This window comes from Pseudomonas sp. RA_5y_Pfl1_P24 (genome assembly GCF_963970945.1).
Lineage (GTDB): Bacteria > Pseudomonadota > Gammaproteobacteria > Pseudomonadales > Pseudomonadaceae > Aquipseudomonas > Aquipseudomonas tritici.
This window is the reverse complement of sequence record NZ_CAXAOJ010000011.1, coordinates 165,419-185,827: the sequence shown is the minus strand read 5'-3', so window position 1 is coordinate 185,827 and position 20,409 is coordinate 165,419. Positions and strand designations below refer to the sequence as shown.

At 60.2% G+C, this 20,409-nt stretch carries 21 protein-coding genes; 9 read left to right on the top strand and 12 right to left on the bottom strand.

The features are described from left to right. From AACY30_RS20165 to AACY30_RS20145, 5 genes are all read right to left on the bottom strand, one after another. A partial coding sequence (locus tag AACY30_RS20165; RefSeq protein WP_339541010.1) for a transposase domain-containing protein occupies positions 1-158 on the bottom strand: 158 nt, incomplete at its 3' end. Between the two features lie 119 nt (positions 159-277). After that, a complete protein-coding gene (locus AACY30_RS20160) occupies positions 278-1,294 on the bottom strand; it encodes an alpha/beta hydrolase (RefSeq protein WP_339541008.1) in 1,017 nt (338 codons plus the stop codon). A 27-nt stretch (positions 1,295-1,321) separates the two neighbouring features. Further along, complete coding sequence (locus AACY30_RS20155; protein ID WP_339541007.1) at positions 1,322-1,741, bottom strand: organic hydroperoxide resistance protein; 420 nt, start codon at positions 1,739-1,741, stop codon at positions 1,322-1,324. 262 nt (positions 1,742-2,003) lie between these two features. Beyond that, positions 2,004-2,456 (bottom strand): MarR family winged helix-turn-helix transcriptional regulator, encoded by a 453-nt coding sequence (locus AACY30_RS20150; protein WP_339470432.1) that lies wholly within the window; start codon positions 2,454-2,456, stop codon positions 2,004-2,006. An 80-nt stretch (positions 2,457-2,536) separates the two neighbouring features. After that, a complete protein-coding gene (locus tag AACY30_RS20145) occupies positions 2,537-3,487 on the bottom strand; it encodes a LysR family transcriptional regulator (RefSeq protein ID WP_049709297.1) in 951 nt (316 codons plus the stop codon). 109 nt (positions 3,488-3,596) lie between these two features. Here AACY30_RS20145 and AACY30_RS20140 point away from each other — a divergent pair, with 109 nt between their 5' ends. Further along, positions 3,597-4,346 (top strand): sulfite exporter TauE/SafE family protein, encoded by a 750-nt coding sequence (locus tag AACY30_RS20140; RefSeq protein ID WP_339470430.1) that lies wholly within the window; start codon positions 3,597-3,599, stop codon positions 4,344-4,346. Here the strand turns inward: AACY30_RS20140 and AACY30_RS20135 are convergent. After that, positions 4,336-5,217, bottom strand: a complete 882-nt coding sequence (locus AACY30_RS20135; RefSeq protein WP_339470428.1) for a LysR substrate-binding domain-containing protein — start codon at positions 5,215-5,217, stop codon at positions 4,336-4,338. The two genes, AACY30_RS20140 and AACY30_RS20135, sit on opposite strands and share 11 nt — an antisense overlap. A 70-nt stretch (positions 5,218-5,287) precedes the next feature. On the opposite strand from AACY30_RS20135, the gene AACY30_RS20130 reads away from it, so the two are divergent. Both AACY30_RS20130 and AACY30_RS20125 read left to right on the top strand, forming a co-directional pair. Next, positions 5,288-5,494, top strand: coding sequence for a DUF1127 domain-containing protein (locus AACY30_RS20130; protein WP_339427785.1), 207 nt, complete (start codon positions 5,288-5,290; stop codon positions 5,492-5,494). Between the two features lie 45 nt (positions 5,495-5,539). Then, entirely contained in the window at positions 5,540-6,769 is a 1,230-nt protein-coding gene (locus AACY30_RS20125) for a winged helix-turn-helix domain-containing protein (RefSeq protein WP_339470427.1), read from the top strand. Positions 6,770-6,818: 49 nt separating this feature from the next. Here the strand turns inward: AACY30_RS20125 and AACY30_RS20120 are convergent, their stop codons facing one another. Then, on the bottom strand, positions 6,819-8,165 hold the full coding sequence (locus AACY30_RS20120; RefSeq protein ID WP_339414762.1) for a class II 3-deoxy-7-phosphoheptulonate synthase: 1,347 nt from the start codon (positions 8,163-8,165) through the stop codon (positions 6,819-6,821). Between the two features lie 123 nt (positions 8,166-8,288). Between AACY30_RS20120 and AACY30_RS20115 the strand changes: the two genes are divergently transcribed. Beyond that, entirely contained in the window at positions 8,289-9,044 is a 756-nt protein-coding gene (locus AACY30_RS20115) for a spermidine synthase (RefSeq protein ID WP_339470424.1), read from the top strand. A 150-nt stretch (positions 9,045-9,194) separates the two neighbouring features. Here AACY30_RS20115 and AACY30_RS20110 read toward each other — a convergent pair whose 3' ends face one another. Next, positions 9,195-9,986 carry a crotonase/enoyl-CoA hydratase family protein gene (locus AACY30_RS20110; RefSeq protein ID WP_339541006.1) on the bottom strand — a complete coding sequence of 264 codons (792 nt, stop codon included), beginning with the start codon at positions 9,984-9,986 and terminating at the stop codon, positions 9,195-9,197. 423 nt (positions 9,987-10,409) lie between these two features. Here AACY30_RS20110 and AACY30_RS20105 point away from each other — a divergent pair, with 423 nt between their 5' ends. Then, the gene (locus AACY30_RS20105; RefSeq protein ID WP_053255160.1) at positions 10,410-12,083 is read left to right on the top strand and encodes a DEAD/DEAH box helicase; all 1,674 of its coding nucleotides are present in this window, start codon (positions 10,410-10,412) and stop codon (positions 12,081-12,083) included. Positions 12,084-12,222: 139 nt separating this feature from the next. On the opposite strand, the gene AACY30_RS20100 is transcribed toward AACY30_RS20105, so the two are convergent. Beyond that, positions 12,223-12,990, bottom strand: coding sequence for a DODA-type extradiol aromatic ring-opening family dioxygenase (locus tag AACY30_RS20100; protein WP_339470422.1), 768 nt, complete (start codon positions 12,988-12,990; stop codon positions 12,223-12,225). 105 nt (positions 12,991-13,095) lie between these two features. Between AACY30_RS20100 and AACY30_RS20095 the strand changes: the two genes are divergently transcribed. After that, positions 13,096-13,752 carry a thiopurine S-methyltransferase gene (locus tag AACY30_RS20095; RefSeq protein WP_339470421.1) on the top strand — a complete coding sequence of 219 codons (657 nt, stop codon included), beginning with the start codon at positions 13,096-13,098 and terminating at the stop codon, positions 13,750-13,752. A 159-nt stretch (positions 13,753-13,911) separates the two neighbouring features. Here the strand turns inward: AACY30_RS20095 and htpX are convergent, their stop codons facing one another. Continuing rightward, positions 13,912-14,799 (bottom strand): protease HtpX, encoded by an 888-nt coding sequence (gene htpX / locus AACY30_RS20090; protein WP_339470419.1) that lies wholly within the window; start codon positions 14,797-14,799, stop codon positions 13,912-13,914. 304 nt (positions 14,800-15,103) lie between these two features. Next, a complete protein-coding gene (locus AACY30_RS20085; protein WP_339470418.1) occupies positions 15,104-16,315 on the bottom strand; it encodes a pyridoxal phosphate-dependent aminotransferase in 1,212 nt (403 codons plus the stop codon). A 201-nt stretch (positions 16,316-16,516) separates the two neighbouring features. On the opposite strand from AACY30_RS20085, the gene msrB reads away from it, so the two are divergent. The 3 genes from msrB (at position 16,517) to AACY30_RS20070 (ending at position 18,010) form a co-directional block, all read left to right on the top strand. Further along, complete coding sequence (msrB, locus tag AACY30_RS20080; protein ID WP_017849410.1) at positions 16,517-16,909, top strand: peptide-methionine (R)-S-oxide reductase MsrB; 393 nt, start codon at positions 16,517-16,519, stop codon at positions 16,907-16,909. 139 nt (positions 16,910-17,048) lie between these two features. After that, positions 17,049-17,534 (top strand): glutathione peroxidase, encoded by a 486-nt coding sequence (locus tag AACY30_RS20075; RefSeq protein WP_339541005.1) that lies wholly within the window; start codon positions 17,049-17,051, stop codon positions 17,532-17,534. After that, complete coding sequence (locus AACY30_RS20070) at positions 17,531-18,010, top strand: MarR family winged helix-turn-helix transcriptional regulator (RefSeq protein WP_339470414.1); 480 nt, start codon at positions 17,531-17,533, stop codon at positions 18,008-18,010. Before AACY30_RS20075 ends, AACY30_RS20070 begins: the two co-directional genes overlap by 4 nt. On the opposite strand, the gene AACY30_RS20065 is transcribed toward AACY30_RS20070, so the two are convergent. Further along, on the bottom strand, positions 17,964-20,273 hold the full coding sequence (locus AACY30_RS20065; protein ID WP_339541004.1) for a hybrid sensor histidine kinase/response regulator: 2,310 nt from the start codon (positions 20,271-20,273) through the stop codon (positions 17,964-17,966). The two genes, AACY30_RS20070 and AACY30_RS20065, sit on opposite strands and share 47 nt — an antisense overlap. Positions 20,274-20,409 lie beyond the last annotated feature (136 nt).

Below are 20,409 nucleotides of genomic sequence, written 5' to 3'. Positions count from 1 at the left end.
ACTTGATCGGCAGGCAAACGACGGCGCCTGATGGTTGCCTGACTGGAGAGATCCAACGCAGATGCCACCCACTCAACGGGGATATTTTGAGTGAAGGTACTCAGGTCAGAAAAGTTGAAAAGGTCGCCGAGGTCGAGCAGGTGCTGCTGAACAGACATAAAAAATCCGATGCCAGATATCTGGCATCGGATTTTCTAGGAGCTTCGACGTGAGCTCAAATGCTTAAGTGAACAGCATTACGACCTTGTGTCGGGCTTTTTCGTGCGCGTCGTATTGATTACTTCAGGTGTTGCTTCAGTTCGTCCGACGCTTGCAGCAGGGCTGAACGCACCGCTGGCACCTGGCTGACCACATTGAGCAAACCGTAGTCGTGGATCATGCCGTTGTAGCGCACGGCGGTTACCGGCACACCTGCCTGGTCCAACTTGCGGGCATAGGCCTCGCCTTCATCACGCAGCACATCGGCGCCGGCCGTCTGGATCAGCGCGGGCGGCAAGCCTTCGAGCTGAGCAGTGGTGGCCCGCAGCGGCGAGGCATAGATCTCGGCGCGTTGGTTGGCGTCGGTGGTGTAGTTGTCCCAGAACCACTTCATCATGTTGCGGGTGAGGAAGTGCCCTTCGGCGTACTCGTTGTAGGACCCCGTGTCGAAGCTGGCGTCGGTCACCGGCCACAGCAGTAGCTGGAATGTGATCGCCGGCGTGCCCTTGTCCTTGGCCATCAGGCTGACCACGGCCGCCATATTGCCGCCGACACTGTTGCCGGCTACCGCCAGGCGCTTGCCATCGACATTGATCTCTTTGCCGTGCTCGGCCACCCATTTAGTGGCGCCGTAGGCCTGGTTGATCGCCACCGGATAATGCGCTTCCGGCGAAGGCGTGTAGTTGACGAACACCGCCACCGCACCCGAGCCCGCCACCAAACCCCTCACCAGGCGTTCGTGGGTCGGGTAATCCCCCAGCACCCAGCCGCCACCGTGGAAGAACATGAATACCGGCAATGTGCCCTTGACCCCGGCCGGACGCACGATGGTCAGGTCCAGCGGCTTTCCATCGACCTGAATGGTCTTCTGGCTCACATCCGCGGTGGGCAAGGTCAGCTTGACACCGGCCTGGGCGCCAGTGAGTACGGCACGGGCGTCCTTTGGCGTCAGTTGCTCTATCGGTTTACCGGTGCCGGCGTTCAAGGCATCCAGGAAGGCCTGGGTGTTGTGTTCCACATCACCCGTCGCAGCAAAGGCGTGGGTGATGGACAGGGCGAGCAGGGTTCCGGTGAGCGTTTTACCCATTGTGTTCATGTCTTTCTCCAGGGGCGGCCAAGGTCATTAGACGGTCACGTGCAGGCGCACATCGACGTTGCCACGGGTGGCGTTGGAGTACGGGCAGACTTGGTGAGCCGCGTCGACCAGGCTTTGCGCATCGTCCAGGGCCAGGCCCGGCAGGCTGATGTGCAGGTCGATATCCAGGCCGAAACCACCGGGGATCTGGCCAATGCCGACGTGGGCAGTGATCGAGGCATCATCCGGGATCTTGCGTTTGGTCTGGCTGGCGACGAATTTCAGCGCACCGATAAAGCAGGCCGAGTAGCCGGCAGCGAACAGTTGTTCAGGGTTAGTGGCTTGGCCACCGGCACCGCCGAGTTCTTTGGGCGTGGAGAGTTTGACGTCGAGGATGTTGTCGTTGGAAACAGCACGACCATCACGGCCGCCGGTGGCGGTGGCTACTGCGGTGTAGAGCGTTTGCATGGTGTTTTCCTCTTGGCTTGTAGCGCTAAATGTTTGCGCGCTAAGTAGTTGGTGAGGTGAATATATAGCGCTAATGTTTAGTGCGCAAGATAAATTTATAAAAAAGTTCGCAATGCGTCGTTTTCTGGCGCCACAAACGAAATGTGGGAGCTGGCTTGCCTGCGATAGCGGTGGATCAGTCACTGAATCAATCGACTGACATACCGCCTTCGCGAGCAAGCTCGCTCCCACATTTTAGATTTTTGATGGCGGGTCTACCGCGTTAGAGGCTGGCTTGCAGGTTGGCACGCAACGCAATCAAGTCGCCTTGTAGCTTGCGCAACTGGTCCAATTCCAAGCCGCTGGCGCCCAGAATGCACTGAGGTATCCCCATGGCCTTGTCCTGTAACGCCCGGCCGGCGTCTGTCAATTCCACCACCACCACGCGCTCATCTTCACGACTGCGTGTTCGGCTGAGCAGGCCTTCGACCTCCAGGCGCTTGAGCAGCGGGGTGAGGGAGCCCGGATCGGTCAGCAAGCGGCTGCTGATTTCGCCGACGGTCAAACCATCCTGTTCCCACAGCACCATCATCGCCAGGTATTGCGGGTAGGTCAGGCCCAGGGCCTGCAACAACGGCTTGTAGACCTTGGTCATCAGCAGCGAGGTGGAGTGCAGGGCGAAGCACAACTGGTTGTCCAGCAGCAGCGATTCGCACGGATCAGGGTTTTTGCTCATGGCGGGGCCTCGAAAAAGCGTGTCTTGGCTGGAATCTAGCGTGCAATTCTTTAATGCGCCAGATAATTCCGTCCGGGCGGTCAGACCAAGCCGCTTTGCAATGCCAGATCCCAGGGCGGCACTGGGCTGAAACGGGTTTTGAGGTATTCCAGCAACAAACGGCTACGTGCATTGGGTTGCTGCTCCAGGCGCAGCGCATAGATCCCGGTGGTCTCGGGGCTGGGCAGGCCGTTTTCGCAAAACAACGGTAACAGCTCTCCGCGCACCAGGTACTCACTGGCGAGCCATGTGGGCAGATGGGCAATCCCCAGCCCCGCCAGCGCGCCGGACAGCAAGGCTTCAGCGTTGTTGGCGCTCATGCGGATGCGCTGCGGGCGATAGGTCGCGCGGCGCCCATCCAGCTCAAAGCGCCAGGCGAACATCGGCGCCAAGCCATCCCAGTCCAGCCCGTCGTGTTCGCTTAGCTCGCGAGGATGCAGCGGCGTGCCACGGCTTTTCAGATAGGCCGGGCTGGCGCAGGCGATGCGTACGATGCTTGCCAGGGGCGTGGCAATCAGCCGGGTGTCGACGATATGCCCGGCGCGCAGCACCAGATCGACCTTGCCCAGGTGCGCGCCCTGCATATCCACAAAGCTGTCGATCAAATGCAGGTGCACGTCCAGCCCCGGATACACATTGAGAAAATCTGCAATCACCGGTGCCAGATGCCGTCGCCCAAACGCTGCCGGCGCATCCACGCGAATCAAGCCTTCCGGCGCATGGCTGAGGGACACCGCTTCGGCGCGCGCCAATTGCAACTCGCTGACAATCCGTCGCGCCCGCTCGGCAAATGCCAGGCCTGCCGGGGTCGGCACCACCGCGTGGGTGCTGCGCTGGAACAGGCGGCTGCCCACTGAGCTTTCCAGGCTGTCGATGCGCCGTGCCACCGCTGAGGGCGTCAGCGGGTGGCGACGTGCGGCGGCGGAAAAGCTGCCGGTCTCCAGTACATCGAGAAACAGGCCAAGCTGATCGGTCAAGGTATTCGGGTTCATTACACAAACGCTTATGCGAGATTGGCACAGCCATTGTGCGTTGCTGTGCGTTTCCACGCCATAGCCGACTGCGTAGCATGCAAGGCATGGGATTGAGGAGTAACGCGCAGTGTTGGATGTAGTGATGTATTTGATCTTGGGCGCAGCCCTCGGCACGGTGGGTGGCCTGTTTGGCATTGGTGGCGGGCTGATTGCGATCCCGGTGCTGGGTGTATTGTTCGGCCTGGATCAACAACTGGCCCAGGGTACGGCGCTGGTGATGGTGGTGCCCAACGTGATGCTTGCGCTGTGGCGCTATCACCAACGTAACCGCATCGAACTGCGGCATGCGCTGCCGTTGGGGATCATGGGTTTCAGTTTTGCCTGGCTCGGTTCGATCTGGGCGGTGGGCCTGGATGCGGGGGCGATGCGCATCGGCTTTATCGTCTTTCTGGGGGTGCTGGCGGCCTATAATCTGCTGCGCATGTTCACCCGCAACGCACCCCCGAGCGCGCAGATGCGTTACTCCTGGCCCTGGCTGGGCGTATTGGGTGCGGCGTCCGGCTCTATGGGCGGTTTGTTTGGCGTGGGGGGCGCGGTGGTCGCCACGCCGGTACTCACCAGCGTGTTTGGCACCAGCCAAGTGATCGCGCAAGGATTGTCGCTGGCCTTGGCGCTGCCCAGCACCGGCGTAACGCTGGTGACCTACGCCTGGCACCAGGAAGTGGACTGGATGATCGGCGTGCCGTTGGCCGTCGGCGGTTTGCTCAGTATCAGTTGGGGGGTGAAGGTGGCGCATGCGCTGCCGGAGCGTGTGTTGCGCGGCTTGTTCTGTGGCTTCCTGGTGGTGTGCGCGGTGATGCTGACCTTTAAAGTCTGAAACCTTCGAGGATGTAGTCCGCCAGGCATTCGGTCATGGGCGAATTCATCTGTGGGTTGCGCAACAAGTGCAGGTTCATCGAGGGTAGAGGTGGCAGGCCCTCGTCCTTGCCAAGCACGCGCAGGTCGTCAGTCACCAGGCTTTCCATGCTGACCATCACCGCCAGGCCGGCGTTGACCACCGCCTGGATCGCCGCCACGTTGGAGCTGTGATAGGCCAGGCGATAATCGCGCCCGGCCGCCTCCAATGCCGACCGCGCCCACTGGGTGTAGAGACAATCGGCACCGGACATCGCCAGTGGCAGGGCTTCATGCTCGTCCGTGCAAAAGCATGGCGCTGCCGCCCAGACCATGCGTTCTGTGCGCAACAGCTCACCGATTTCATTGCCTGGCTCGCGGCTGACAACGGTCAACGCCAAATCCCGCCGCTGCATTAGCACCGGTGAGGATTCGCAGTGCATCTCGATCTGGATCAGCGGATAGGCCTTGGAAAACTGCTTCAGAATCCCAGGCAGGAAACGCATCACGTAGTCATCTGGCGTGCCGATGCGCACCAACCCCACCATGTGCGGCTCACGCAGGGTGTTGAACACTTCGCTGTGCAGTTTCAGGATGCGCCGCGCATACCCCAGCAACACCTGGCCTTCGGGTGTGAGCCGTACCTGGCGACCATCACGTTCGAACAGCTTGCGCTGCAACACGTCTTCTTCCAGGCGCTTCATCTGCATGCTCACCGCCGATTGAGTGCGGTTGACCAATTCCCCGGCGCGGGTAAAACCGCCCTGGTCGGCGATGGCGACGAAGGTGCGCAGCACTTCTGTGTCGATGCTTGGGAAGCTGGACAAATGATCAATCTCTGAGATGTATTGCATAAGAAACATTCGTTGGATTGATCATAAGCCCGGGCACACACTTGCGCCATCCCCACGGGAGGGCGAGAAGATGAAAGGTCAAAGAGGTTTTGTATTGCTAGTCAAACGTCCATTTTTCGGGCTGTTTCACAAGATCGCCCGTTGGCAGGTGGTCCACGCGGAGCGGCAGATGCTGGCAACCTTGAGCGATGAGGCGCTCAAGGATATCGGGCTCAATCGCCGCGACGTAGAGCAGGAGCGACACCTGAATTTCTGGCAAGACCCGCTGCGAAAATGATCGCGGATGCAGTAGGGTAGGTGGCGCGCCCACACGGAGAACCCCATGCCCGCCGACCTGTCTTTTTCACTCAAGCAAGCTCGACGCATGGCGCTGGCGGCCCAGGGTTTTTCCGGGCGCCAGGCGCCTGCGCTGATTAAGGCTGCGCAGCTCAACCGGATGATTGAACGCCTCGGCGTGTTGCAGATCGACTCGGTGAACGCCGTGGTGCGCTCGCATTACCTGCCGCTGTTTTCCCGATTGGGCAATTACTCCCCTTTGCTCCTTGAACAGGCGGCCTGGAGCCAGGGCCGGCGGCGTTCGTTGTTCGAATACTGGGGGCATGAGGCGTCACTATTGCCGCTGGCGCTTTACCCGTTGATGCGTTGGCGCATGGTGCGGGCGCAGCAGGGGCAGGGTATCTATTCACAGATGGCGCGTTTTGGTCGGGAGCAGCAGGCCACCATCCAGCGTGTTTTGCAGACCGTTGAACAACAGGGTGCACTGGGTGCCGGCAGCCTGTCGACCCGCGAAGAGCGCGCGGGCCCGTGGTGGGATTGGAGTGATGAAAAACACGCGCTGGAATGGCTGTTTGCTGCTGGCCTCGTGACTGTCGCAGGGCGGCGTGGGTTTGAGCGGCTCTATGATTTGCCGGAACGGGTGATCCCCCGCGAGATGCTTCAAGCCTCTGTGACTGAAACTGAAGCCCAGCGCGGCTTGTTGTTGCACAGTGCGACAGCGTTAGGTGTGGGTACGGAAAAAGACCTGCGCGATTATTTTCGCCTGGACCCTGCCGACAGCCGCAATCGCCTTGCCGAATTGGTCGAGGACGGCCAATTGCTGACCTGCCAGGTGCAAGGCTGGAAACAGCCGGCGTACTGCCTGCCCGAACCCAAAGTGCCGCGCAAAGCCGCGGCCAGCGCATTGCTGTCGCCATTCGATTCGTTGATCTGGGAACGCAGCCGCACCGAGCGCTTGTTTGATTTCCGTTACCGCTTGGAGATCTACACGCCACAGGACAAACGCGTCTACGGCTATTACGTGCTGCCGTTTTTGCACAACGAGCGGATCGCCGCGCGCATCGACTTGCGCGCCGAACGCGCCAATGGGCGTTTGGCGGTGCATGCGGTGCATGAGGAAGAGCCGGGGCTTGATGAGGAGGGGATGTTGGCGCTGGCGCTGAATCTGCGGCAGATGGCTGATTGGCTGGGGTTGGAGCAGGTGCTGCTCAATTGCCAAAGGCCGAGTGCCGACCGGTTAAGCGTTGCAATGATCAGCTTGGATGTTGTGCTTTAGGGCGCTATCGGGGCTTGTCCCCGATGGCGCCCTAAAGGCAACTTAAATCTCAGCGCTTGACCTGCTTCAAGGTCTCGGCAATCAAAAACGCCAACTCCAGCGACTGATCGGCATTCATCCGCGGGTCGCAATGGGTGTGATAGCGGTCCGACAAACCATCTTCAGTAATCGGCCGCGCGCCGCCGATGCATTCGGTGACGTTCTGCCCGGTCATTTCGATATGAATCCCGCCGGCATACGTCCCCTCGGCCTGGTGCACCTGGAAGAAATCCTTCACCTCGCCCAGGATCTGCGCAAAGTCGCGGGTCTTGTAGCCGCTGCTGGCCTTGATGGTGTTGCCATGCATCGGATCGGAGCTCCATAGCACCTGCTTGCCCTCGCGCTGCACCGCACGAATCAGGCCTGGCAGGTGGTCGCCGACCTTGCCGGCGCCCATGCGCGCGATCAGGTTGAGACGGCCGGGGTCGTTGTCCGGGTTGAGGATGTCGATCAAGCGGATCAAGTCATCCGGGTTCATGCTCGGCCCGACCTTGACGCCGATCGGGTTGTTCACCCCGCGCAGGAATTCGACGTGGGCACCGTCCAACTGGCGCGTACGGTCGCCGATCCACAGCATGTGCGCCGAGCAGTCGTAGTAGTCGTTGGTCAGGCTGTCACGGCGCACGAAGGCTTGTTCGTAGTTGAGCAGCAGCGCTTCGTGGGCGGTGAAGAAGCTGGTTTCGCGCAGTTGCGGCGAGCTGTCCATGCCGCAGGCGCGCATGAAGGCCAGGGTTTCATCGATGCGGTCGGCCAGTTGGCTGTACTTCTCGGCCAGGGCGGAGTTGGCGATGAAGTCCAGGTTCCACTTGTGCACCTGGTGCAGGTCGGCAAACCCGCCTTGGGCAAACGCGCGCAACAGGTTGAGGGTGGCGGTGGACTGGTGATAGGACTGCAACAAGCGGTCCGGGTCCGGCACGCGGCTTTTTTCATCGAAACCGATGCCGTTGACGATATCGCCGCGATAGGCGGGCAGGGTGATGCCGTCGATGGTCTCGTCGTTGGCCGAACGCGGCTTGGCGAACTGGCCGGCCATGCGCCCGACTTTGACCACCGGGCAGCCGGCGGCGAAGGTCATCACAATGGCCATCTGCAGCAACACCTTGAAGGTGTCGCGGATTTTCGCGGCGGAGAATTCGGCAAAGCTCTCGGCGCAGTCGCCACCTTGCAGCAGGAACGCGCGTCCCTGGGTCACTTCGGCAAACTGGCGACGCAACTCGCGGGCTTCCCCGGCAAACACCAGCGGCGGGTAGCTGGCCAGGCTCTGCTCCACGTGCAGCAGGTGCGCAGCGTCCGGGTACTGGGGTTGTTGCTGGATCGGCAGGGCGCGCCAGCTGTCGGGGCTCCAGGGTTGGCTCATCATGCACTCGATTGTTGATTGACGGTCGGGCGCCAATGTTATCAGCAATTAGTGCGTGACCTGTTGCCGCCGGTTGGCCGACAATCACGCCTTTGCCGTGCAGCAAACCCTTTAGGAGTAATGATGACCGAGGAGCGTGTCGAGCGCCTGCTCGCCGAAGTCCATGATGATTTCGGCATGATCCGTGTGCTCGAAGTGGCCGATTACCGTTTTCTCGAGTTCGGCGATGCCATCGAGCAAAGCTGCGTGTTCACGGCTGACCCGAGCTGGCTGGAGTACGACTACACCCGCGCGATGCTGATCGGCGCGTTGTGCCATGAGCAGCCGGAAAGCGCACTGTTCCTCGGCCTGGGCGCCGGTACGCTGACCCAGGCGTGCCTTAAGTTCCTGCCGCTGGAAGACGTGGAGGCCATCGAGTTGCGTCCCGACGTGCCTCGCCTGGCCATCGAATACCTGGGGCTGGACGATGACCCACGGCTGTATATCCGCGTCGGCGACGCGCTGCAATTGCTCGACACGGCTGAGTCGGCCGACCTGATTTTTGTCGACCTCTACACCGACGTCGGCCCCGGCGTCGGGCACCTGGCCTGGACCTTCCTGGAAAGCTGCCAGAAAAAACTCAACCCCGGCGGCTGGCTGGTGATCAACCAATGGGCCACCGACGATGGCAAACCGTTGGGTGCGGCGTTGTTGCGCGGGTTGTATCACCGGCATTACTGGGAACTGCCGGTGAAGGAGGGGAATGTGATTCTGTTGGTGCCTTCGGAGCTGGATCAGGAACTGGACCTTGGCGCGCTTTCGGCTCGTGCTGAAGCGCTGGCACCGCGGTTGGGCTATTCGTTGCAGTCGCTGATCAAGGCGATTCGGCCGGCAACCTAGTCGCCTGTTCTGACGCTTTCGCAAGCAAGTCGAAGCGTCGAACCGCCGCTCCCACATTCGACCGCATTCCTACAGGATGCACGCAGTCAAAATGTGGGAGCGGGCTTGCTCGCGAAGAGGCCATCACTGTCGACGGCTAATTCAGGTTATTCATATACCCTTGAACACCCCCGGCCGCTTCTCAATCATCGCCCGTACACCTTCCTTGGCATCCTCGCTGTTAAGCAATTTATCCACCACAGGCGGCAAAGCCGCTGCCGCGACGGCTTCGCCTTCCATATGCGCCAGCCGTGCCGACATCAACGTGGCCTGCACACCCAGCGGTGCCTGCCGCGCGATACGGTTAGCCAGTTCGACGGCGCGCGGCAACAAATCTTCGCTGGCCATTACTTCCTGCACCAAACCCAAGCGCAGCGCGTCATGGGCGTCGAATTCATCGCCGGTCAGCAGCCAGCGCATCGCATTGCCCCAGCCAGCGACCTGATGAAAGCGCAGCGTCGCGCCGCCAAACGGAAAGATACCGCGCTGCACTTCCATCTGCGCAAAGCGCGTATTGCTCGCGCACAGGTTGATGTCCGCCGCCAGCATCAGCTCGATACCGATGGTCAGGCAGTAGCCCTGGGCCGCGACGATCACCGGTTTGCTCACACGTGGGCCGGCAAACACGCCCCAGGGATCGCAGCCCCCCAGCGGTGGTTGCCAACCGACGGCCATCACCGCGCTGACATTGGCCAGGTCCAGCCCGGCAGTGAAGTGATCACCATGGGCAAATACCACCGCCACCCGCGCATCGGCATTTCGATCAAATTCACCATATGCCAGGCTCAGTTCGTTGAGCAGGTCCAGGTCGAAAGCGTTGCGTTTGGCTACCCGGTCCAGGCCCAACAGCAGGACATGGCCCCGCAGTTCTCGGCTGACGCGGCTGCTGCTGGCTTGATTCATCGGGTGTGCCCTCGGGCGCGGGGAAGGGTTTCAGACCAAAGGGTCGGAAGGGTTGGGTGAACCGTTTAAGCGTTGTGACCAACAGGGCCGGGCCTTTGAAAAATAGACCTAACGCGTGTTATCTGCAAAGACTGTGACGCAGCGCGGTTTATCAGTGCTTTACGATAAAAAAAGCTCCCTTTTTCAGCTATTTCCGGTATAGTGCGCGCCGGCCTTTAACCGGGCCGCGTTTAGGTAGCGCAATTCCCCGAAGTCAGCTTCGGCTGCACGTCCGCACAGCGGACTCTTCCTTGACGAATCTTTTTCATTCATTCGTTTTCGCAAATCCCCGCCGACAAAGCAGCCAGGGCGACTCTTGAGTCTCAACACGGCATGCGCAGCTTTGGAGCATGGGTCTTTGCGGATGCACTTAGAGGCAGACCCATGACCCAGGAAACCGGCGGCTTCGCCGCTTTTAATCTTAACCCGAACATTCTCGCTGCCGTCATCGCGACCGGCTACGAAGAACCTTCGGCGATTCAGCAGCAATCGATCCCGATCATCATGGCCGGCCAGGACATGATTGGCCAGGCGCAAACCGGTACTGGTAAAACCGCCGCGTTCGCCCTGCCTATCCTGCACTGCATCGATCCTGCCAAGCGCGAACCGCAAGCCCTGATCCTGGCGCCAACTCGTGAGTTGGCGCTGCAAGTAGCAACCGCTTTTGAAACCTACGCCAAGCAAATGCCAGGCGTTACCGTTGTGGCTGTTTACGGCGGCGCGCCGATGGGCCCGCAACTGAAAGCAATCCGTAACGGCGCACAGATCGTTGTCGCCACCCCGGGCCGTCTGTGCGACCACCTGCGTCGCGACGAGAAAGTCCTGTCGACCGTGAACCACCTGGTTCTCGACGAAGCTGACGAAATGTTGAAGCTGGGCTTCATGGATGACCTGGAAGTCATCTTCAAGGCGCTGCCACCAACCCGTCAGACCGTCCTGTTCTCGGCTACCCTGCCACAGTCGATCCGTGCCATTGCCGAACGCCACCTGCGCGATCCGCAACACGTGAAGATCCAGACCAAGACTCAGACCGTTACCGCGATCGAACAGGCTCACCTGTTGGTTCACGCTGACCAGAAGACCTCGGCTGTATTGAGTCTGCTGGAAGTCGAAGACTTCGACGCCCTGATCATGTTCGTGCGCACCAAGCAAGCGACCCTTGACCTGGCCAGTGCCCTGGAAGCCAAAGGCTACAAAGCCGCTGCGCTGAACGGTGACATCGCTCAGAACCAACGTGAGCGCGTGATCGACTCCCTCAAGGATGGCCGTCTGGACATCGTTGTGGCGACCGACGTTGCTGCACGTGGTCTCGACGTTCCACGTATCACCCACGTGTTCAACGTTGACATGCCGTACGACCCAGAGTCCTACGTTCACCGTATCGGCCGTACTGGCCGTGCCGGTCGCGAAGGTCGTGCACTGCTGCTGGTGACTCCACGTGAGCGCCGCATGCTGCAAGTGATCGAGCGTGTTACCGGTCAGAAAGTCGCTGAAGTCCGCCTGCCGGATGCCCAGGCCGTTCTGGATGCTCGCATCAAGAAACTGACCAACAGCCTGTCGCCGCTGGTGGCTGACGCTGAATCGACCCACGGCGAATTGCTTGACCGCCTGACCGCCGATATCGGTTGCACCCCACGTGCCCTGGCTGCAGCCCTGCTGCGTAAAGCGACCAACGGTCAAGCATTGACCCTGGCAGCCATCGAGAAAGAACGCCCACTGGTGCCGAACAACGCGCCACGCGGTGATCGTCCAGAGCGTACTGGCGACCGTCCAGACCGTGGTGATCGTGAGCGTCGCGCTCCGGTTCCATTGGCTGAAGGCCGTGCTCGTTGCCGTACCGCGCTGGGCGCGCGTGACGGTATCGCTGCCAAGAACCTGCTCGGCGCTATCCTCAACGAGGGTGGCCTGGCACGTGAAGCCATCGGTCGGATCCAGGTCCGTGACAGCTTCTCCCTGGTGGAGCTGCCGGAAGATGGTCTGGAAAAACTGCTGGCCAAGCTGAAAGACACTCGCGTTGCCGGTAAGCAGTTGAAGCTGCGTCGCTACCGCGAAGATTGATCCGCCTCTGGGCTGATTGATCGCACATAAAAAATCCCCGACTGGTTCGGGGATTTTTTTGTCTGGCATTTGAGGTTTTGGATCTGTATCCAAGTTAATGTGGGAGCGAGCGAGCCCGCTCCCCACATTTAGATGTCTGTCAGCCGAAGCGGTAGATGTCCATGCCGAGGGCGCCCATGGTGAACCCCTGGTGCGCCACGCTGAAATCGCCACCGGCGCCACGTGCAAAGTACAGCGGCAACAAATGCTCATCGCTTGGATGGCTACGTACCGCATGCGGTGCCTGACGGCGATAGTCGTGCAGCGCGTTCTCATCGTTGGCCGCCAGCTTGTCCACCACCCAGTCCCGGAAATCCCGCGCCCAGGGCTCAATGCTCTCAGGCCCCGCGTGCCAGTCCAGTTCGCCCAGGTTATGGGTGATGCTGCCCGAGCCGATCAATAGCACACCTCTGTCGCGCAGGCTGGCAAGCGCATGCCCGACCCGTGTCTGCAGAGCAGGGCCCATGCGGCTGGGCAGGGAAACCTGCACCACTGGAATGTCTGCCGCCGGGTACATCAGCGAGAGCGGCACCCAAGTGCCGTGGTCGAACGGGCGTTGGTCGTCTAGGCGTGCATTCAAACCATCGGCGTGCAGCCGCTCGACTATCTCGCCGGCCAACTGCGGATCGCCCGGCGCGGGGTATTGCACGGCAAACAATTCGCGGGGGAAGCCACCAAAGTCGTGCCAGGTGTCAGGCGCGGCGTTGCCGCTGACCATGAGCTCATGGCTCTCCCAATGCGCCGACACCACCACGATTGCTTTCGGCCGTGGCATCTCAGCGGCGAGTCGCTGGAGCGCCGGGCCGCTGGCGCCGGGTTGCAGGGCGAGCATGGGCGAACCGTGGGAGATAAACAGGCTGGGGAACATAAGGGGGGTCCTGAGCGTTAACATGGGCCCATCTTTAATCAGATCATTGATCTAAATCTAATATAAGTTTTAGCACCATTTGATCGAATTTTTGGGGGCATATCCATGGAGCCTGAGTTTTGGCGGGCGCGCTGGGCGCGCAATCAGATCGGCTTTCATTTGCCCGAGGTCAATCCTTACCTGCAACGGCACTGGCCGCAGTTGGCACTCGCCAAGGGCGCCAAAGTGCTGGTGCCATTGTGTGGCAAAAGCCTGGACCTGATGTGGCTGGCCAGCCTGGGGTTTCGGGTGCTGGGCGTGGAGCTGTCGGAGCAGGCGGTGGAAGCCTTCTTCACTGGGCAGAATCTGACACCGCGCATCACCCAGCGGGGCATGTTCAAGGTGTATCAGGCTGATTTGATCGAAGTGTGGTGCGGCGATTTCTTCGCGCTGGGCGCCGAAGCGCTGGCCGATTGCACGGCGCTGTATGACCGTGCCGCGCTGATCGCCTTGCCGCCGCTGATGCGTGCGCAGTATGCCGAGCACCTGAATACGCTTTTGCGGCCGGGTTGCCAGGGGCTGCTGATCACCCTCGATTACGACCAGACGCAAAAAGCCGGCCCGCCGTTTGCGGTGACGGATGAGGAGGTGAAGGTGCTGTTTGGCGCGGACTGGGCCCTGAAGGTACTGGAAGAGCAAGACATTCTGGGCGAGAGCTGGAAGTTCGTGCAGGACGGCGTTACGCGGCTGGAAGAGCGTGGGTATCAAATGATCAGGTGCTGACCCTGCTAGCGATGGCCATCGGTATCTACACATTCTAAATGTGATATCGCGTAGCAGAGGCTCGCTCTAGAGGTGTAGATACCTATGCCGCGATGGTCAAAGACGCACCCACGAAAAAGGGGCGATCAGATCGCCCCTTTCGGTGTCACTACCGAGCTATCAGCCCCGACGACGCAGTGCGTCGATACGCTCTTCCAGTGGCGGGTGGCTCATGAACAGGCGAGCCATGCCCTGCTTGATGCCACCGTTGATACCAAAGGCCGTCAGGCTGTCCGGCATATGCACCGGCAGGCCCTGTTCGGAGCGCAGGTGTTGCAGCGCTGCGATCATCGCCCCGGTACCCGCCAGGCGGGCACCGGCTTCGTCTGCGCGGAATTCCCGTTTGCGCGAGAACCACATGGTGATCGCGCTGGCCAGGAAGCCCAGCACGATTTCGGCGAAGATGGTTGCCACGAAGTAGGCAATACCGCGGCCTTCTTCGTTCTTGAAGATCACCTTGTCGACAAAGTTGCCGATGATCCGCGCGAAGAACATCACGAAGGTGTTCACCACGCCTTGGACCAGCGCCAGGGTGACCATGTCACCGTTGGCCACGTGGCCGATCTCGTGGGCCAGCACCGCCTTCACTTCATCGTACGAGAAGCGTTCCAGCATGCCCTGGCTGACCGCAACGAGTGCGTCGTTCTTGTTCCAGCCGGTGGCAAATGCGTTGGCTTCATAGGCCGGGAAGATCCCGACCTCGGGCATCTTGATGCCGGCTTCGCGGGACAATTGCTCGACGGTCTGCAGCAACCATTGCTCATGCCGGGTACGTGGCTGGGTGATCACCTGGGTGCTGGTGCTCATTTTCGCCATCCACTTGGAGATGAACAGCGAGAACAGCGAGCCGGCAAAACCAAAGACCGCACAGAAAACCAGCAGCTGATTGAGGTTCAGGTCAACCCCGTTGGCCGCCATGAACCCATTGAAGCCGAAAAGGCTCAAGGTAATGCTGGCAATCAGCACGACCGCAAGGTTAGTGGCCAAGAACAGCAGGATGCGCATCATGGTTGTAGAGTTCTCCTCATGCTTAATATGTCGCGTACTGCGGGGTATATAAGGTGCGGCATGGGGTGATTCAACCGAGCGACTATTTCAAACTGTGTCCTACAGCCTGAATGTAGAGCCTTGAAGGGATTTTCCGACGCGAAAAAGCCGCCTTGATCGGCTCACCCATACCTTCCAGCCCAGTAAATATAGGGGGGAGATAGCTTTTGCTGCGCCAGCAAACGGCTGGAACGGAGAAGGGGCAGAGAAGTGTTGCCAGATACTCGCTGTACGACCGATTGTCGATCGTACAGCGCCGTTTCCGTTACTGGCGATAGGACTTGAGGAAGCTACCGATGCGACCAATGGCCATCTCCAGGTCATCCACACGCGGCAATGTCACCACGCGGAAGTGATCCGGCCACGGCCAGTTGAACGCCGTGCCTTGCACCACCAGCAGTTTTTCCGAGAGCAGCAGATCGAGCACAAACTTCTCGTCGTTGAGAATCGGGCACACCTTCGGGTCGATGCGCGGGAAGGCGTACAGCGCGCCCATGGGTTTCACGCAGCTCACGCCCGGGATTGCGTTGAGCAGTTCCCAGGTGCGATTACGCTGTTCCAGAAGGCGACCTTGGGGCAAGATCAGGTCGTTGATGCTCTGGTAGCCGCCCAGCGCGGTCTGGATCGCGTGCTGGCTGGGCACGTTGGCACACAGGCGCATGTTGGCCAGTATGTCGATACCTTCGATGTAACTTTGCGCGTTGTGCTTGGGGCCGGAGATGGCGATCCAGCCGGAGCGAAACCCCGCCACGCGGTAGGACTTGGACAGGCCGTTGAAGGTCAGGCACAGCAGGTCTGGCGCCAGCGACGCGGTGCAGATGTGCACGGCGTCGTCGTAGAGGATCTTGTCGTAGATCTCGTCGGAGAACACCACCAGATTGTGCTGGCGCGCCAGTTCGAGCATGCCCAGCAACACCTCCTTGGAATACACGGCGCCGGTCGGGTTGTTCGGGTTGATGATCACCAGGGCCTTGGTGTTTGGGGTGATCTTGGCCTTGATGTCGGCCAGGTCCGGAAACCAGTCTGCGCCTTCGTCACACAGGTAGTGCACCGGGTGGCCACCGGACAGGGTCACGGCGGCGGTCCACAGCGGGTAGTCCGGCGCCGGCACCAGCACTTCGTCGCCATTGTTGAGTAGGGCCTGCATGGACATCACGATCAGCTCGGACACGCCATTGCCCAGGTAGATGTCTTCGATGCCAACACCTTCGACCTGCTTTTGCTGGTAGTACTGCATCACCGCTTTACGCGCGCTGAACAGGCCTTTGGAGTCGCTGTAGCCCTGGGCGGTGGGCAGGTTGCGGATCACGTCCTGGAGGATCTCGTCCGGCGCTTCGAAACCAAAGGGCGCCGGGTTGCCAATGTTCAGCTTGAGGATGCGATGGCCTTCCTCTTCCAGGCGTTTGGCGTGCTTGAGCACTGGGCCGCGAATGTCATAGCAGACGTTGGCGAGCTTGTTCGATTTGCTGACCTGCATGGCGATGTGATCCTGAAAATGAACGATCCAGACGGTGTGGACACTACCGTACTGTGAATCCCGCGGGGCCGCCCCCATAAATACGTTTGAATGCCGGTAGCGCGGGTGCCAGACTGGCGTTTTGAAGAGGCGCAATCATACGTGCCGCCTGATCTACGGAAAAGACACAGATCAGGCTTTTTCAGTTGCCGAGGTGTACCGATGGAAAAGCTGCAGAAGACCATTGATGAATGGAAAGCCATGCTCGACCCCGAGCAGTACAACGTATGTCGTCTCAAGGGTACCGAGCGACCTTTCAGCGGCAAGTACAACGCCACCAAGACGGACGGTGTGTACCACTGCATCTGCTGCAACGAGCCGCTGTTCGATTCGACCACCAAGTTTGATTCCGGCTGCGGCTGGCCCAGTTTCTACGCGCCGATTGCCGACAGCGCGATGATCGAAATCCGTGACGTCAGCCACGGCATGATCCGCACCGAAGTCACCTGCGCCAAATGCGATGCCCACCTGGGCCATGTATTCCCCGACGGTCCGCCGCCGACTGGCCTGCGTTATTGCATCAATTCGGTGTGCCTGGACCTCGTCCCGCGTTGATAAAACCTCTGTAGGCGTCCGGCAAGCCTGGCTCCTACAGGGGGAGGTGATAATGGGATATCAATGCGGTCAATCAAATTGCACGCAATTGAATTGCCTACTATGTTTATCCCTCTCTCCCCCTTATCAAGGCACTGCCATGAATGACAACCTGCTGAGCATCCCTTGCACCACCATCAAAGGTGAGCAAAAGACCTTGGCCGATTTTTCCGGCAAGGCCATCCTGGTGGTGAACACCGCCAGCAAGTGTGGCTTTACCCCGCAGTACAAGGGACTGGAGCAACTCTGGCAGCAGTACAAGGACCAGGGGCTGGTGGTATTGGGTTTCCCTTGCAACCAGTTCGGCAAGCAGGAACCGGGTAACGAAGGGGCGATCTCCGAATTCTGCGAGCTGAATTTCGGCGTCAGCTTCCCGCTGTTCAAGAAAATCGACGTGAACGGCAGCGATGCCCACCCGCTGTTCGTGCAACTGAAACAACAGGCGCCGGGCCTGCTCGGCTCCAAAGGCATCAAGTGGAACTTCACCAAGTTCCTCATCGGTCGTGAAGGCCAGGTAGTCAAGCGTTTTGCCCCGACCACCAAGCCGCAGGACCTGACTCAAGAGATCGAAGCCCTGCTCAAATGAGTGTATCCCTGGCCCTCGATAACCAGCTGTGTTTCAAGCTCTATGCCGCGTCCAGGGCGGTGACCCGCGCCTACAAGCCGATGCTGGATCAACTGGGCCTGACCTACCCGCAATACCTGGTGATGCTGGTGTTGTGGGAATGGCACGACACAGCCCCCGCGCAACCCACGGTCAAGGCGTTGGGCGAGCGCTTGATGCTGGATTCGGGCACGCTGACGCCGTTGCTCAAGCGCCTTGAGCACCTTACGTGGGTCAAGCGCCAGCGCAGCGCCAAGGATGAGCGGGAAGTGCACCTGAGCCTCAGCGAAAGCGGTGTGCAGTTGCGCGTCCAGGCCCATGCGCTCAAGACTCGGCTGCTGTGCGACAGCGGCATCGACCTGAACCAGGCCGATGCCTTGCGCGACGGCTTGGACCAGTTGCTGCTGCAGGTCAGAGACTTGTCGTCTTCGGCACCCACAAGTCCAGCAAACCGCTGAGTTCCTCGCGCCGAAACGGCTTGGCCAGGTAGTCATTCATGCCCGCGGCCCGGCAACGCTCGCGCTCTTCGGACAGGGCGTTGGCGGTCAACGCGACGATTGGCAGGTCCGGCCAGCGGCCGCTGCGACGAATCTGCCGGCTGGCTTCGTAACCGTCCATCACCGGCATATTGCAGTCCATCAACACCATGTCGAAGTGTTGTTCTTCAAGAAACTTGAGCGCCTCCCCACCGTGTGCGGCCACGATCACTTCACACCCCAGTTTGTTGAGCATGCCTTTGGCGACCAGTTGGTTGACCGCGTTGTCCTCCACCAGCAGGATGCGCGCCCGGCGTGCCAGGGGCACGGCTTCCATCTGGATGGGATCAAGGATGAGTTGGTTATCGCTGCGCAAGTTACGTTCCAGGATTTGATACAACGCATTGCGGCTCAGCGGGCGCGCCTGTTGTTGCAACGGCCCCAGTGCCGCGACTTCTTCGCTGGGCATGAAATTGCCATAGGCGGTCACCAGCAGGATCGGCGCGGTGATGGAAGGCCGCAGGCGGAATAAGCATTCGGGGCAGTCGGTGATCAGCAAGTCCGGCGTTTGCCCGCTTAAATCCTCATCACGCGGGTAGCAGTGGGGTGTCAGCCCCCAGTGGGGCAGGAGGGTGGTCAGCAGTTCCGTCAGGCCGCTGCCGGCACTGGTAATGGCGATCACCTCACCCTTGAGCGGCACCTGTTGAACGGCGGGCAAATGGATCGGCAACGGCAGGTCGGCGCAGAACTGGCTGCCGAAGCCGACCTCCGAGCTGATGCTCAGTCGGCCTTGCATCGCTTCGCACAGGTTGTGCGTCAACGCCAAGCCGAGACCCGTGCCGCCAAACTGGCGTGTGATACCGGCTCCGGCCTGGGTGAACGGTTGGAAAATCTTTACCTGGGCTTCCTGCGCAATGCCGATGCCGGTATCACAGACCTCGATGCGCACTCGGCCATCCAGCGCGCTGAGGCGCACATCGACCCGGCCGAAGCGCGTGAACTTCAAGGCGTTGGACAGCAGGTTACTGACGATTTGCCGCACACGGGTCGGGTCGCCCAGCACCTGGGCGGGAAACTGCGGGTCGATCAGGCAGGTCAGTTCCACACTCGGCGCCGCGTTTTGTGACAGCAGGTTAGCGGTGTCCTCCACCAGCGAGCCGAGGTCGAAAGGGATGCGTTCCAGCTCCAGTTGGCCAGCATCGAACTTGGACAGGTCGAGGATATCGTTGAGCAACTCCACCAGCACTTTGCCCGAGTCATGGGCGATAGACAGTTGCTGACGCTGTTCGGCGTTGAGCGGGCTGTCCAGCGACAGTGCGATCATCCCCAGCAGGCCGTTGAGCGGGGTGCGAATTTCATGGCTCATGTTGGCCAGGAACGCCGCACGCGCCTGGGCCATGCCCAATGCATGCATCTTCGCCGCCTCCAATTCGTCGTTGGACTGGCTCAGCCGCTGGTTGCTGGCCTTGAGCTCCAGGGTGCGCGCGGAGACAATGTCCTCCAATTGCCCCAGGTATTCGGTCAGTCGATCTTCCGCGTGGCGGCGTTGCTGGATCTCCGTCTCCATGTTTTCGAATTGTTGGTTGGCAACATTCACCAGTACGCCGATTTCGTCGTGTTCATGGCCCGGCGGGCAATCCAGGCGTGCCTGTCTGCGGTTGCTCAGCTCGCGAATAATGCGCACCAGTGGCTGGGTCAACATGACGTAGAACAGACCCAGCAGGATGCCGGTCAGCAGCAGGCTGCGGGTAAACCCGTTGAGCAGGGTGATCTCGGCACGGCGCAGGAAGCGGCTGCCAAAGGCATAAGTGTCCACGTCCAGACGTAGCACGCCGAGGGACTCGTTGGGCATAGGGTTCAGGAACAGCTGATCTTCAAACTGGCGGTTGGCACCAAACAGAAAATCGCTGAGGGGGCGGTAGGTGTTTTCTTTACGCGGCCGGTCTACATCCGCCAGTACCACGCCATTATTGTCGATCAACTGGGCATGGATGATGGCGGGGGAGTGCAGCAGGCCCAGGGTCAGTTCCTGAGCCAATTCGGCGTCGATGTTGTAGGCGATGCGTGACGCGGGGTTGTGGCTGATTTCGATCAGCGAGCGAATTTCACGGTTGATGGATGCGTCTTCGCTGGCATAATCAATGCCGATTTGGATCAGGCTGAGTAAGGTTCCCAACACGAAACCGACCAGCACAGTCAATCTGGCTTGTTTATAAGACAAGCGGTGGGCGAACTTGATATCCATCGAGTGTTGAACCACTTTACGTTTCCCTTCGCCCGGCAAGCATAGCTGAACATCCACAGGCTTTGGCTTACCCGGCATGAATCGTTTTTACGCAGCCTTGTGCGGTCTGCCGCAGGGCTGCCAATACGCCATCTTT

Excerpts from the sequence above, each read along its gene's own strand:
- AACY30_RS20125 (WP_339470427.1), top strand. The coding sequence starts at position 5,540 with ATGCCCGCCGACCTGTCTTTTTCACTCAAGCAAGCTCGACGCATGGCG.
- AACY30_RS20155 (WP_339541007.1), bottom strand. The coding sequence starts at position 1,741 with ATGCAAACGCTCTACACCGCAGTAGCCACCGCCACCGGCGGCCGTGAT.
- AACY30_RS20100 (WP_339470422.1), bottom strand. The coding sequence starts at position 12,990 with ATGTTCCCCAGCCTGTTTATCTCCCACGGTTCGCCCATGCTCGCCCTG.
- AACY30_RS20110 (WP_339541006.1), bottom strand. The coding sequence starts at position 9,986 with ATGAATCAAGCCAGCAGCAGCCGCGTCAGCCGAGAACTGCGGGGCCAT.
- AACY30_RS20150 (WP_339470432.1), bottom strand. The coding sequence starts at position 2,456 with ATGAGCAAAAACCCTGATCCGTGCGAATCGCTGCTGCTGGACAACCAG.
- AACY30_RS20075 (WP_339541005.1), top strand. The coding sequence starts at position 17,049 with ATGAATGACAACCTGCTGAGCATCCCTTGCACCACCATCAAAGGTGAG.
- AACY30_RS20135 (WP_339470428.1), bottom strand. The coding sequence starts at position 5,217 with ATGCAATACATCTCAGAGATTGATCATTTGTCCAGCTTCCCAAGCATC.
- AACY30_RS20130 (WP_339427785.1), top strand. The coding sequence starts at position 5,288 with ATGAAAGGTCAAAGAGGTTTTGTATTGCTAGTCAAACGTCCATTTTTC.
- AACY30_RS20085 (WP_339470418.1), bottom strand. The coding sequence starts at position 16,315 with ATGCAGGTCAGCAAATCGAACAAGCTCGCCAACGTCTGCTATGACATT.
- msrB (WP_017849410.1), top strand. The coding sequence starts at position 16,517 with ATGGAAAAGCTGCAGAAGACCATTGATGAATGGAAAGCCATGCTCGAC.
- AACY30_RS20160 (WP_339541008.1), bottom strand. The coding sequence starts at position 1,294 with ATGAACACAATGGGTAAAACGCTCACCGGAACCCTGCTCGCCCTGTCC.
- AACY30_RS20065 (WP_339541004.1), bottom strand. The coding sequence starts at position 20,273 with ATGGATATCAAGTTCGCCCACCGCTTGTCTTATAAACAAGCCAGATTG.
- AACY30_RS20145 (WP_049709297.1), bottom strand. The coding sequence starts at position 3,487 with ATGAACCCGAATACCTTGACCGATCAGCTTGGCCTGTTTCTCGATGTA.
- AACY30_RS20095 (WP_339470421.1), top strand. The coding sequence starts at position 13,096 with ATGGAGCCTGAGTTTTGGCGGGCGCGCTGGGCGCGCAATCAGATCGGC.
- htpX (WP_339470419.1), bottom strand. The coding sequence starts at position 14,799 with ATGATGCGCATCCTGCTGTTCTTGGCCACTAACCTTGCGGTCGTGCTG.
- AACY30_RS20070 (WP_339470414.1), top strand. The coding sequence starts at position 17,531 with ATGAGTGTATCCCTGGCCCTCGATAACCAGCTGTGTTTCAAGCTCTAT.
- AACY30_RS20105 (WP_053255160.1), top strand. The coding sequence starts at position 10,410 with ATGACCCAGGAAACCGGCGGCTTCGCCGCTTTTAATCTTAACCCGAAC.
- AACY30_RS20120 (WP_339414762.1), bottom strand. The coding sequence starts at position 8,165 with ATGAGCCAACCCTGGAGCCCCGACAGCTGGCGCGCCCTGCCGATCCAG.
- AACY30_RS20115 (WP_339470424.1), top strand. The coding sequence starts at position 8,289 with ATGACCGAGGAGCGTGTCGAGCGCCTGCTCGCCGAAGTCCATGATGAT.